Source organism: Shewanella olleyana (assembly GCF_023283825.1).
Taxonomy (GTDB): Bacteria; Pseudomonadota; Gammaproteobacteria; order Enterobacterales; family Shewanellaceae; genus Shewanella; species Shewanella olleyana.
Genome location: NZ_JAKILD010000005.1, coordinates 87,965 through 100,210, shown reverse-complemented (window position 1 = coordinate 100,210; position 12,246 = coordinate 87,965). Strand labels below are relative to the sequence as shown.

Sequence of the window (12,246 nt, the reverse complement as noted above, 5' to 3'; positions counted from 1 at the left end):
TGCTCAATAAAATAACAATAATCTGGCACTGCACTAAATGGAGACAAGATGACAACAAATAAACGCGTATTAGTCACAGGCTCAAGCCGTGGTATTGGCAAAGCAATTGCCCTCAAACTGGCAAGCCAAGGTTTTGATATTGCAGTCCATTACCACAGTAATACTAGCGCTGCAGAGCAGACCCAAGCAGAAATTCAAGCCCTAGGCGTTAATGTCAGTTTAATTGCCTTTGATGTCGCTGACCGAGCTGCTGCTAAAGCAAAAATTGAGCAGGACATTGAGCTACATGGAGCCTATTACGGCGTGATTTTAAACGCAGGGATCACCAAGGATACTGCCTTTCCTGCCATGACAGAAGATGAGTGGGATAGCGTTATTCATACTAATCTTGATGGTTTTTATAACGTTATTCAGCCAACCATTATGCCAATGATCCAAGCCAGAAGCGGTGGACGAATTATTACTATGGCTTCGGTATCAGGTATTGCCGGTAATCGTGGCCAAGTGAATTACAGTGCTTCCAAAGCCGGACTTATAGGCGCAACTAAAGCGCTTTCTCTTGAGCTTGCCAAACGAAAAATCACCGTCAATTGTATCGCGCCTGGTTTAATTGAAACCGATATGGTCAGCGATTTTCCTAAAGAGATGGTCAATCAAATCGTGCCTATGCGACGTATGGGTAAGGTGAATGAAATCGCAGGCCTTGCCAACTTCTTGATGTCTGATGATGCTGCATATATTACTCGCCAAGTCATTTCTGTAAATGGAGGCATGATATGAGCCGCAGAGTGGTTATTACTGGCATAGGAGGCGTTTCCGCATTAGGTCATGACTGGCCAACTATCGCTAAGCGATTACAAGAAAAGTATAACTGCGTTGTGACCATGGCTGAATGGGATAAATACCCATCACTCAATACTCGCCTAGCCGCGCCAATTACCGACTTTGTGCAGCCTAAACATTACTCTCGCAAGAAAATTCGCTCCATGGGGCGAGTATCTATTATGGCTACCCGTGCCAGTGAAGTCGCTTTAGAAGATGCTGGTCTGTTAGGTGATCCTATCGTGTCATCAGGAGAAATGGGTATAGCTTACGGTTCATCGACGGGCAGCACCGAGCCGATTATTGGCTTTGGCGATATGCTAAAAAATGGCGATATGTCAGGTATCAATGCCACCAGCTATATTCGCATGATGGCACATACCACCGCTGTTAACGTTGGGGTTTTCTTTGGTCTTAAAGGCCGAGTTCACACCACAAGTAGCGCATGTACCTCAGGCAGCCAAGCCATAGGTTACGCCTTTGAAGCGATTAAGTTTGGTCAACAAACTCTAATGCTGGCCGGTGGCGGTGAAGAGTTATGTCCCACTGAAGCTGTGGTATTTGATACCTTATTTGCCACCAGCACCAAAAATGATGAGCCACACACCACACCTAGACCTTTTGATAGCCAGCGCGATGGTTTAGTCATTGGCGAAGGCGCTTGTACGCTGGTGCTTGAAGAGCTTGAACATGCCAAGGCCCGCGGCGCGAAAATATATGCTGAACTAGTGGGGTTTGGGACTAACTCTGATGGCCTGCACATCACCCAGCCTAATGCTGATACCATGGAAGTCGCCATTCGACTTGCACTAAGCAATGCTGCAATCGATGCGAATCAAATTGGTTATATTAATGCCCACGGCACAGCCACAGAACGAGGCGATATTGCAGAGTCAAAAGCAACCCACTCCGTATTTGGTCAGCATACTCCGATCTCATCCCTTAAGAGCTACACAGGTCATACCCTAGGCGCATGCGGCGCATTAGAAGCTTGGGTCAGTATTGAGATGATGAATGCCGGTTGGTTTGCCCCAAGCCTTAATCTTGAAGAAGTTGACCCAGAGTGTGCACCACTTGATTACATTAAAGACCAGATTAGAGAGCTTAATACCGATTACGTCATGAGTAATAACTTTGCTTTTGGCGGCATTAATACTTCATTGATTTTTAAACGTTGGCAGGCATAGTGTGTTGAACTTAAAGGAAGTATCCGCTTCCTTTAAGAATTAAATTACAAATTTAAATTACGTTTAATGACTGTAAATGGCCTTTGTAAGAAGTTGGCTGGCCTCTTAACCATTTAGAATACAGCCACTTTTCACCAGATGTTACTGGCATCCCTTGATGTAAGGATAGCGGTAAAGGAGAAAGGCTATTATCGGTATTATTAAAGACGACTAATTGTTTCGCTTTGGGGCTCAAGGATTTTTCTAATCGAGGAAATCGAGTTTCACCTCCTTGTTCAACATCATTCAAATAAATTAATACCGTTTTAAACCTTTGACCGCCATCTAGCATCGCTAATTCAGAACCAGAATCATTAGGATGGAAAAAATCATAGTGCTCTTTATATTCTTCACCTGGTAAGTATTTCAAAACATTACTAAGCTCGCCATTTTCAATCGAAATATTAAAATACACCGCAATTTTTTTCTCTATATTCAATAAAATCCAATCTTCAATAGATGGCTTAAACTGAGCAACAGAGCCTGTTCTAACTTTACTGATTCGAGTTTTACCCGTTTCACCATCAACAACTTTAGAACGCTTAATATCAGTTTGTGCTCGATCTATTAACCATCGACACTCAAAGTCAGTGAGAAAATCATCAACCGTGAATAAGTTAATTTCCTGGGCGATTAACTTATACGATAACTTAGATAAATCAGGCCTTCTTAGATCACTAAAATTTGAAATACTGATGACTTCTGCAGGAGAACTAAGTTCTGATAACCATTTTTGAACCGGAGGCAGGTGCGCATAACAACTTAGTATACTGTAGGCTTTTTGAGCGTCGCCTTGTTGATAATATAAATTAGCCGCAACTATAATTGCCGACACATCTTCTTCAACAACAGCCTCAAATAAAAACGTTTGAAATTCTACTCCTACTTCTGGATGAAAATATAATAAAAATGCGGCTTTATAATTTGCTCCAGCAACTTTTTTCTTAGTTAACGAAAATAAATAATCTAACCCTAATGAAGGTTGCTTGCGGAGCAATATATCTACGTACAGGAGTTGCGCTTCTGGAATGGATAAGTCAGCAAGAGGTTTAAGCTTTACTTCCGCATCTGCAAAACATCCCTTTTTAAGCAATTGATTAACTGATTCTAATTGAGCAACAGATTGTTTCATCACAGAAGCACTTCTTAAATATTGTAAGAAAAACGAACAATTATAGTACTATAGAATTTAACTAATATGTACTGAGCTATTAAGCTGGTTTTACGCGCCTATACAGGATAATAGTCACGACTTGGACAGGATAATAGTCACGATTTGGGCTAAGCAGTCACAGTAATAAATTCCAGCAAAAGGATTTGAAATTAAATTTTAAGGATTTGTAATGAAGTTATTTATCAAAACTCTATTATTAAGCACTATTCTTGGCTGCTTTATTCTCAGCCCAATAACGTTCGCTAAAACCTATACGACGGAAGAATACCAACAAATTTTTGCAGGGGATGATACCCACAAGCAACAACGAGCCATTGAGTCGATGATTTTAATGGGTCTTGAAGATCCTGAAATCTATAAAACCATCCAAACGAAAATTGAAACCCTGCTGCCGACAGCCACCGATAAATACGTCATTGATAATATCGCTTGGTTAACAAAAGGCTTGGGCTTTTCAGGCGACCCGCAATATCGAGAATTTCTAACTAACCTCTCTGCAGGCGACGCCCATAAGAAAATCAGAAAATACGCTAAACGTGCAGTTAATGATTTAAATAAATTTGAAATTTGGAATGTCATTCTGCAAGACAAAACAGGTTATGACGACAGCCAACCTCACCGCCAAAATGTATATGCCGCAGCACTGCGTGGTGATGATTTAGAGTTAATGCGACTAGCAGCTAAACGTATTGCCAATGAGTATATATTTGACGATTACATGCTTGAACAGCTCGTTAAGCAGTTAAAACCGATGCGCCTGATGGACGATAGCAAATTAGCCATTGATACCTACGCCTGGGTGACGCGCGCGCTTGCAAGTTCAGGCAATGAAAAATATAAACCTGTGGTTGAAGAAGTTGCTGAAACAGCAGATCAAAAGAAGCTCCGTAAATACGCAACCAAGTATTTAAGAAAGTTCTACTAGCCATTATTGTCATTTCCCCTCATTAAATACACTACAGTTTTTTACGCTGTAGTGCTTTATTTCCCCATATTGTTGCTAAGCAAGTACAAACTTAAATACCTATCATTCATAAACTTATAGCTTGCAAATGTTTGCCCCATAGGTTTAAAACCCTTTTAATAAATATCTTTGCCTAACACCAATAAAGTAAAACAGACTTGATTTGCACCAACCATTAGAATAATCTTATTTAATAAAATCTAATTGACATATTTACCAACACTCTTACCAATACGCCTAATTGCGATATTTATTAATTAACTGGAGATCCCTCATGACATATCCAAACTCATTAGCCAGCACAACAAACACACCGCTCCAGCTTGCCGGAGTGCAGAGCACGGATATTTGCTGGCAACTGGTGAAACAAGGCGCACCATTAATTGATGTGAGAAATCCAGAAGAATTCGCTGCAGGACACTTACCAAATGCGATAAACGTTCCTCTAACAGAGCTCAGCCAATGGTTAGTTAATCACAAGTCAAAGCAACAACAGTTTGTTGTTTATTGTGGTGCGGGGATCCGTGCACAAAAAGGTTGCGATATTTTTGAAGCCGAAGGGTTTAGCTGCGCAGTTAACGCTGGAGCCATGAAAGACTTACTCTGTTGTGAGTCACTAAACGCTTAATCTCTATTGAATGCTAAATCACTATTGAGCAATTAATAACTAAAGTACAAGCCACTAAACGTTGAGCAAAGCTTATCTGCGCAATGCAGCCGCACTTCAAGTTTCACTTTGACTTTGCCGCCTGTGGCTAACGGTGCAAGTGTAATGTCTTCAGGCCAAATCACGGTTACGATAGGATCTTCTGTAATTGGGGCGTGATAGCGGATATTGGCGTCAGCTAAAACAATATTACCTTCAACACCCGCTATTTGTTGTTGTAACCACAACATCCCCCATCCTGTCAGGGTCATTAGGGTATAAATACTGCCTGCAAACATGGTTTGATGAAGGTTAATATTAGGAGCCATAGGCGCTGTCACCGTAAAGCGATTGCCGTCATAACTCATGGGGGTGACTTGCATAAACTGACTCACAGGAATGGTTTGGTGCCATGTCTGTTTTAACTCAAGTAATAAAGCCGCTATTTCTTGAGTATTAACAATCTTATCTCCGCTCAGTTCTCTACTTTGTTCTCTACTTTGTTCAAAGCTGAGTTTTAAATCTTCTGAGGGGTTTTGAACTGCAGTTTCATAACCAGAGGCCGAAGGCGTTTTAGAGTCAGTTGTCATAAAGCTGTATCGTTAAACCTGCAAATTAAAGGTCACAGGACCATCATTTAGCAGTTCGACTTTCATATTCGCGCCAAATGATCCCGTTTGGGTCGTTACGCCTTGTTCACGACAATAAGCCACAAACGCTTCGTATAACTCATTAGCTTGTTCTGGAGTCGCAGCACAAGAAAAACTAGGGCGTAAACCTCTACCTGTGTCGGCTGCTAAGGTAAATTGAGAAACTACCAACAGCTCGCCACCAGCTTGTTGAAGATTCAAGTTCATCTTGCCGTTTTCATCACTGAAAATACGGTAACCGATGACTTTTTTAGCCAGCTTTTGCATCTTTTCGATGTCGTCATCTTTCTCGACACCTAGCAGTACTAATAAACCTTTACCAATACTGCCAGTAACGTGTTCAGCCTGTTCAGAATCATCGCCTTCAGAGGCAATAGTGACACTGGCGTGTGCCACTCTTTGGATTAACCCAATCAATGCTTTTTCCTATTATGTTCACCCAATTGAAAGTGAACATATTCTACAATATTACGCCCCAGTGTCAGGCTTTATCACAGGAATAGGCTTAATCAGATTTTCTGAACCTTTAGGAAAGGATTTAGCCACTTGTTTAAGACCTTCATCAGTCCATAGCATAAAACGACGTAACTCTTCTAATTCAATCGAATCAACAAAGGTTGCTGCGCCTTGCACTTGAATCACGCCACCATTTTCACGAATGACAAACTTAGCAAAATTTAGTTTCTGGTTTAATTGCCCAATTAACACCAATAACTCTTTACTACCGTGTAATTGCGGGTGAACAGCAAACAAACGGTTAGTTAAAATTCTGTCTACGCCTTGTTCACTCATACTTGGCTGTAATACAAATTGGTTATCACCAAATTGTACAGCAACACTGTTAGGGCTGAGTTTAGTGGCTAAATAGCTTGATTTTAATAAAGTATTGTAGAGTTCATCAGCGGCTTGTTGATCTGTCATACCCGCCATATTAATCATTTTCGGCGCAGCATGAGTTGCATCGGTTTCAGCCGAATTATCCGTTGTAGCACAAGCTGTCAAACCTAATACACATGCTGCAATAATCAATTTTTTCATTTTCTATCCTTGTTGAGTACAGCTGTATAAACTCTTCATTAGAGTCAAAACAACTTAGATTTTATTATTATTTAACACTTACATAGCAATATACCGTTTAGAAACTAATTAAGCACAACTAAATAATTCATCTCGGCAATTTTATATTATTACGATTGTCCCTTTTCACTTGCTGGTTTGTTGTCATTCGTGGCTTTATCGTCATTAACAACTTTAGCTTCGATGGTCTTCTCTATTTCAGTCTGGGGTTGTGTTTCAACATTGCTTTTTTTAAGCGAAAAAATGCCAGAGTCTAAATACTCAGGTAACGCTGCGGTAATTTCCGCGCCCAAAAGTACAATCACCCAAGATAAATACACCCAAACAAATAAGATAGGAATCGTTGCTAACGCGCCATAAATGGCCTCATAGCTCGGAAATTGAGTGACATAAAAAGCGAAACCTTTTTTGCCGGCTTCAAACAAAATGGCCGCGACAATCGCGCCAATTAACGCATGCCAAAAATGGACCTTTCTATTGGGCACCACCATATACAGCAATAAAATCGACGCCACTGAAAACAGCATAGGCAAACGCTCAACCAACCAAGTCATTAATGCAGATATCTCACTACTATCAAATACCTTTAGCGACACTACATAAGAGGTGGCGACAATACTTGCCCCCATCAATACTGGTCCTAAAGTTAATACCATCCAGTACATTGAAAATGACACCACATATGAGCGTTTTTCAGTGGTTCGCCAGATATTATTTAACGCTTTATCAATGGCAGATATCAACATCAAGGCTACAACCACCAGCGCCATCACACCCACAAACGTTGCCTTAGAGGCATTATCGACAAATTCATTAATGTAAATTTGCACTGTATCACCTGATGCCGGCATGAAATTACTGTAAATGAAGCTTTCGATTTGACCTCGGATCCCAGAAAAACCTGGGAAAGCCGACAACATAGACATCATCACTGCCACCATAGGCACTAATGATAATAAAGTTACATAAGCTAAATGCCCTGCTTTGACATTAATTTGATCTTCCAGCAATCTGGACTTTAGATGAACTAAAAATTGCCAAATACTAGCACTCATATTTTTTAAATACGCTACATCTATCTTATTTGTCACAATATTCTCAGATTATTAATTTCAATTACGCGTTTAACTTCGTACAATGTTATAACACGATAGTTACACTCCTAGGGAGCAATTTAATGTCTCAACAAGGTTCTGCTGGCAATGTTATTGCCGCAATTGCCAGCTTCTTTTTCCCAGGTTTAGGCCAACTGGTTCAAGGACGCATTATAGCTGCAATTCTATTTTTCTTAATTACAGCAGTAGGTTACTTCTTTTGGGTTTTAATTATCCCAGCGATTATTGGTGCTGTCTTTCATCTTTGGAGCGTTATTGACGCTGCCACATTTAAATCAGACTAGTCCAACGACAACAATAAAGAGAGTACAAGATGAAGAAATGGATATCACTCGCAATCCTAAGTGTCAGCTTATTATTAAGTGGCTGTCAAAGTGCCTATTATGGCGCAATGGAAAAAGTCGGTTATCACAAGCGTGACATCATGGTAGATCGCGTTCAAGAAGCGAAAGAGTCTCAAGAAGAAGCCCAAGAACAATTCAGCTCAGCACTAGAAGAAATGCAGGCTTTGCTGGCTTTTGATGGTGGCGACCTTGAAGATGCTTACAACAAAGCCAAAGATGAGTATGAATCAGCTCAGTCAGCAGCTGATGAAGTGGGCAGTCGTATCGATAAAGTAGAAGATGTAGCAGAAGCTTTATTTGACGAGTGGGAAACTGAAATTCAAGAGATAAGCAAAGCGAGTCTTAGACGTAACAGTACCAATAAGTTAAACGAAACTCAGCGCTCTTATAATTCCTTAGTGAAGGGAATGCGCCGTGCAGAAGCTAAAATGCCGCCAATCTTAACGGCAATGAAAGACAACATGCTTTACCTTAAACATAACCTTAATGCTCAAGCGATTGGCGCGATTAAAGGTGAGTTTAATAGCTTACAATCTGATATATCAAGTTTGATCACTGAAATGAATAAATCGATTGCTGAATCAAATAAATTCATCGAAGCGATGGAGCAAGGCTAGTCCAATTTACGTTAACTGGCTAAAGCTCAACTGAAAGGCGTAAATAACCACTTACGCCTTTTTTATTGCCTTTTATAATGGCTTAGCTGAAGTCTGCTGAAAGAGCACAAAATACAGACAAATGACTTTAGCAATCAATCTATTTGAATTATATTTCAGTTTAGTTGTTACTAGTTCGCTTTGATAGAGCGACTACAAGTGGCTGGCAGCTAAACTTCATCGATAGTTTTAGACTGCAGTCAATTGACAAGTTACCAACCTATAATACTGCCTATAAAAATTAATAACCAAATTAACATGCATTCTCATTAGGTGAACAAGACACAACCGAAGCACTGATCCCTGTCAGTGTTTCTTGAACTTCAACCATAAATCCACTCAATTCAACTAACTCTTTCATCTTGATAAAATCATTATTTTGCTGCGATTCAAACTGAAACTTATCACCTAATGTAAATAGCTTTTCTCGGGCTAAAACAAGATGATTACTGTTAGCATCTTTAAGCTGTGTAAAACTAAAATGCTGCTGATTATTCGAATCAATAAAATCGACTTCAGCGAAGACTTCTGACCCATCAGCAAAGGTAATCACAATGGGAGGAGATAAATTTTTCAATGGTATATTCGCTTGAAGGCTAGCTCGCTCACCTTGTTGCCACTTAGCTAGAAATGCTGAATATTCATATTGGTATTCTTGTTGCCAATTAGACATCAACTTGTTGGCGACATAGTGATTCTGAGCCAACTCCCAAGCCGTATTAGCGACTTTTGGATCAGCCTGTATTTTTTGGCGTTGAAAAAAGTCTAATTGATATAGCTGCTCAGACAATAAAATGACTTTCTCGCGTTCAATATTGGTGACTTTTAGTGGTTTTATCGAAGAGCCATCTTCCATCTTGCAATAGCCTTTTGTCGCCGATTTCCAATAGTCGCTACACACTTCCACTTGCAGCTTTTTGACATCAAATTTACGTACATCAAATTGATTAAAATTAACTACGTTAACGACTTTTTGCTCTCTGTCTTTTAGGGCTGATAATGCGGCTCTGTGGTACGCTTGATTAGAATCACATTCATTGCATTGAATATTAACGATGGTATTGAATACGTTGGCCATAACTTGAGGGCTGAGGAGTATTGCTAATAAAAAAAGTAACGCACGAAGCAAACTATTCATTGAGTAAAAGTCCATTTTCTCAGAGTTAACACCAGTCATTAAAGGCGCTAATGTTAAGATGCACTTGTTATCAATGCACCAGTTAAATGTGTAGTTGTTATAAATGCAGTTATTATAAATGCAGTTGTTAAAAGTACTGTTGTTATAAATGTAGCTAACTTAACTCATTACTAGCGTAAACGATTCAGTTATTGTTTCGTATAAACTTAAGGTTGAAAATTCACCTTGTCTTTTCCTTGCTAGAAACTAAGCCGTAAATGCGATCAACAGCCATCCAAATCTCGTGCAACTAAAGGGACATCTCCAGCAGCTTGTGGTTCTGAGTAACGTATTTCGCAATCATTTACTGAGTATTCAGCGGCAGGTCTGATGCGCAGTCCTGTTCGCCCTGCAATGTCATAAGGAGTAATTTCGAAGTCATCCCCATCAACAATATTAATCGCGCGGGCAATACCTGCTTCAGTATGTCTCGGATAACCATAGGCTAACGTTATATTTTGCCCTTCAGCCTTAATAGTATTTCCATTACCAGGCCCTTCAGTTTCATCACAATCAGCACTAAGTACGCATGATGCATAGATTAAGTCTTTTGCACTTCCAATCGCACCTGAGACCCCTTGCATTTGGCCTGCATAGGCATCTTCTTTTAAACTAATAAACTTTGGCGCCGCTATCACTGCAAGCACCGCCAAGATAATAATGACCACGACAAGTTCGATTAACGTAAAACCGTTTGAGGAAGTTTTACCTTTAAAAATAGATTCTGTAACGCTTATTGGCATATAACCTCCTGACACTACAATATAAATTCTAGTATATTTTTGAGAATTCACGAACTAGCAACCATCACTTGATTTTTACCTTGATGCTTAGCTTGGTACATTGCGGTATCTGCGCGGTGAATTAAACTGTCGGTATCTTTATCTGTGCCATTAGACAATGCCAAACCAATACAGGCACTGATAATAATGACTTTATCCTCAACAATCACAGGCTCTGAAAACAATTGCAGTAGCTTCTCAGCTGCGCATTCAGCAGCTGAAATCGAATCCATGTTTGGCATCAATATAATAAACTCATCACCACCGTATCTCGCTAAAATATCATCAATCAATAAGTGCTTATTGACCTTATCTGCTAGTGCTTTTAATAACTCATCACCGATGCGATGACCATACTGATCGTTTACACCTTTAAATCCATCTAAATCAATAAACAACAATGAAAAGTGCTTATTCTGCTGTAATAGCTCAGCAATTTTAAAACGAATAGCAACTCGATTAGCTAAACCTGTCACAGCATCATGATTAGCCAAATGCAGCGCTTTCGCTTGAGCTTCAGCTAAGTCGGCAGTGCGGTCAGCAACTCTGACCTCTAATTCTTCACGGCCGTTGCTTATCTCTAATGACATTTGCCTAAAACTATCAAATAACTTGGTAAATTCAGCGGTATGAATACCGCGAGGATGACGTTGACCCCCGTTAGTGCTGACATCAATTATATCTCGGGTTTTCGCCGTCAAAATATCAATCGGGCGAGTGATGAGTCCAACTATCCACCAGCTAAAAATACTGCATACTATCAGCGACACTAGCGCTACTAATAAAGTAAATTTGATCACAACAAAAGCACGCTGTTCTAACTCAATTAAGGGTTGCGGGATCATCACGCCCCAGCCAGTTAATGGCACCACATCAAAGCCTGCAATCATGTCATCTTTTACCGCTGGCGAATAAAACTGACTAACCCCACTTTCCCCATTCATCATCTGCTGCACAATGCTAATTTTACTGATGTTTTTAGCCTCTACTTGCCACTGGCTATTGGGGTGAGCCAATACATTACCTTGCTTATCAACTATGGCGGCGTGGCCTTTATTGCCAAACATAACCGCAGATTGCAATTGCTCAATATATGTCGCATTCATCGTCGCCAACCAAATACGCATATCTGGAGTTTGGCGGATCATATATAAAGTTGGTTGTTTAACTCCAGTCTTATGGAGGGGCGTAAAGTGTGCTTGAGATAAATCCGACAATTCAAATGGGTTAGCGGGGTCTGTCAAACTTAACGGTTGAGATTGCAGATCGCCATACACGACAGCTTCACGTTGGCCTTGCTGATTAAATACCCCAATAGACACAACATCAATGGTATTAAGTAAGGTAAACATATCCTTAGCAACACCTTGGCTATTATTAAAATTAGTCACGGTCGTGAATATAGCCAGTGCATCCATGGCATAACGGTTCAATGCTTTAGTGATATTTTGAGCGAGTAACAAGTGCTTGTCATGCACCATATTATATTCGTTTTCGAGGGCTGAATTAGCAGACCACAATGAAATTGCCGTAATAGGGATAAGTGACGTTAAAATCATCACCAAAAATAATAAATGGCGAAAAGGTAATTTCATCGAGATTCCATGCTCAGG

At 40.1% G+C, this 12,246-nt stretch carries 14 protein-coding genes; 6 read left to right on the top strand and 8 right to left on the bottom strand.

The window, feature by feature from the left end; all coding sequences use genetic code 11:
• Positions 1–48: 48 nt before the first annotated feature.
• Both L2735_RS05270 and L2735_RS05265 read left to right on the top strand, forming a co-directional pair.
• Complete coding sequence (locus L2735_RS05270; RefSeq protein WP_248983713.1) at positions 49–780, top strand: 3-ketoacyl-ACP reductase FabG2; 732 nt, start codon at positions 49–51, stop codon at positions 778–780.
• Positions 777–2,009, top strand: a complete 1,233-nt coding sequence (locus tag L2735_RS05265; protein ID WP_248983712.1) for a beta-ketoacyl-ACP synthase — start codon at positions 777–779, stop codon at positions 2,007–2,009. The genes L2735_RS05270 and L2735_RS05265 overlap by 4 nt, the downstream gene beginning before the upstream one ends.
• 52 nt (positions 2,010–2,061) lie before the next feature.
• On the opposite strand, the gene L2735_RS05260 is transcribed toward L2735_RS05265, so the two are convergent.
• Positions 2,062–3,180 (bottom strand): 2OG-Fe(II) oxygenase, encoded by a 1,119-nt coding sequence (locus tag L2735_RS05260; RefSeq protein WP_248983779.1) that lies wholly within the window; start codon positions 3,178–3,180, stop codon positions 2,062–2,064.
• A gap of 211 nt (positions 3,181–3,391) precedes the next feature.
• Between L2735_RS05260 and L2735_RS05255 the strand changes: the two genes are divergently transcribed.
• A complete protein-coding gene (locus L2735_RS05255; protein ID WP_248983711.1) occupies positions 3,392–4,147 on the top strand; it encodes a hypothetical protein in 756 nt (251 codons plus the stop codon).
• Between the two features lie 313 nt (positions 4,148–4,460).
• Positions 4,461–4,814 (top strand): rhodanese-like domain-containing protein, encoded by a 354-nt coding sequence (locus L2735_RS05250; protein ID WP_248983710.1) that lies wholly within the window; start codon positions 4,461–4,463, stop codon positions 4,812–4,814.
• Positions 4,815–4,846: 32 nt separating this feature from the next.
• Here the strand turns inward: L2735_RS05250 and L2735_RS05245 are convergent, their stop codons facing one another.
• From L2735_RS05245 to L2735_RS05230, 4 genes are all read right to left on the bottom strand, one after another.
• Positions 4,847–5,278, bottom strand: coding sequence for a thioesterase domain-containing protein (locus L2735_RS05245; protein WP_248983778.1), 432 nt, complete (start codon positions 5,276–5,278; stop codon positions 4,847–4,849).
• A gap of 156 nt (positions 5,279–5,434) precedes the next feature.
• Positions 5,435–5,899: a D-aminoacyl-tRNA deacylase gene (gene dtd / locus L2735_RS05240; RefSeq protein ID WP_248983709.1), complete on the bottom strand. Its 465-nt coding sequence runs from the start codon at positions 5,897–5,899 to the stop codon at positions 5,435–5,437.
• A gap of 51 nt (positions 5,900–5,950) precedes the next feature.
• Positions 5,951–6,520, bottom strand: coding sequence for a hypothetical protein (locus L2735_RS05235; protein WP_248983708.1), 570 nt, complete (start codon positions 6,518–6,520; stop codon positions 5,951–5,953).
• 149 nt (positions 6,521–6,669) lie between these two features.
• Positions 6,670–7,650, bottom strand: coding sequence for a virulence factor BrkB family protein (locus L2735_RS05230; RefSeq protein WP_248983707.1), 981 nt, complete (start codon positions 7,648–7,650; stop codon positions 6,670–6,672).
• A gap of 86 nt (positions 7,651–7,736) precedes the next feature.
• Between L2735_RS05230 and L2735_RS05225 the strand changes: the two genes are divergently transcribed.
• Positions 7,737–7,958, top strand: coding sequence for a hypothetical protein (locus L2735_RS05225; protein ID WP_248983706.1), 222 nt, complete (start codon positions 7,737–7,739; stop codon positions 7,956–7,958).
• 29 nt (positions 7,959–7,987) lie between these two features.
• A complete protein-coding gene (locus L2735_RS05220; protein ID WP_248983705.1) occupies positions 7,988–8,635 on the top strand; it encodes a DUF2959 domain-containing protein in 648 nt (215 codons plus the stop codon).
• Positions 8,636–8,927: 292 nt separating this feature from the next.
• On the opposite strand, the gene L2735_RS05215 is transcribed toward L2735_RS05220, so the two are convergent.
• From L2735_RS05215 to L2735_RS05205, 3 genes are all read right to left on the bottom strand, one after another.
• Entirely contained in the window at positions 8,928–9,851 is a 924-nt protein-coding gene (locus L2735_RS05215) for a hypothetical protein (RefSeq protein ID WP_248983704.1), read from the bottom strand.
• Positions 9,852–10,075: 224 nt separating this feature from the next.
• Positions 10,076–10,594, bottom strand: coding sequence for a type II secretion system protein (locus tag L2735_RS19975; protein ID WP_283104547.1), 519 nt, complete (start codon positions 10,592–10,594; stop codon positions 10,076–10,078).
• A gap of 47 nt (positions 10,595–10,641) precedes the next feature.
• A complete protein-coding gene (locus L2735_RS05205; RefSeq protein WP_248983703.1) occupies positions 10,642–12,228 on the bottom strand; it encodes a sensor domain-containing diguanylate cyclase in 1,587 nt (528 codons plus the stop codon).
• Positions 12,229–12,246: the final 18 nt, after the last annotated feature.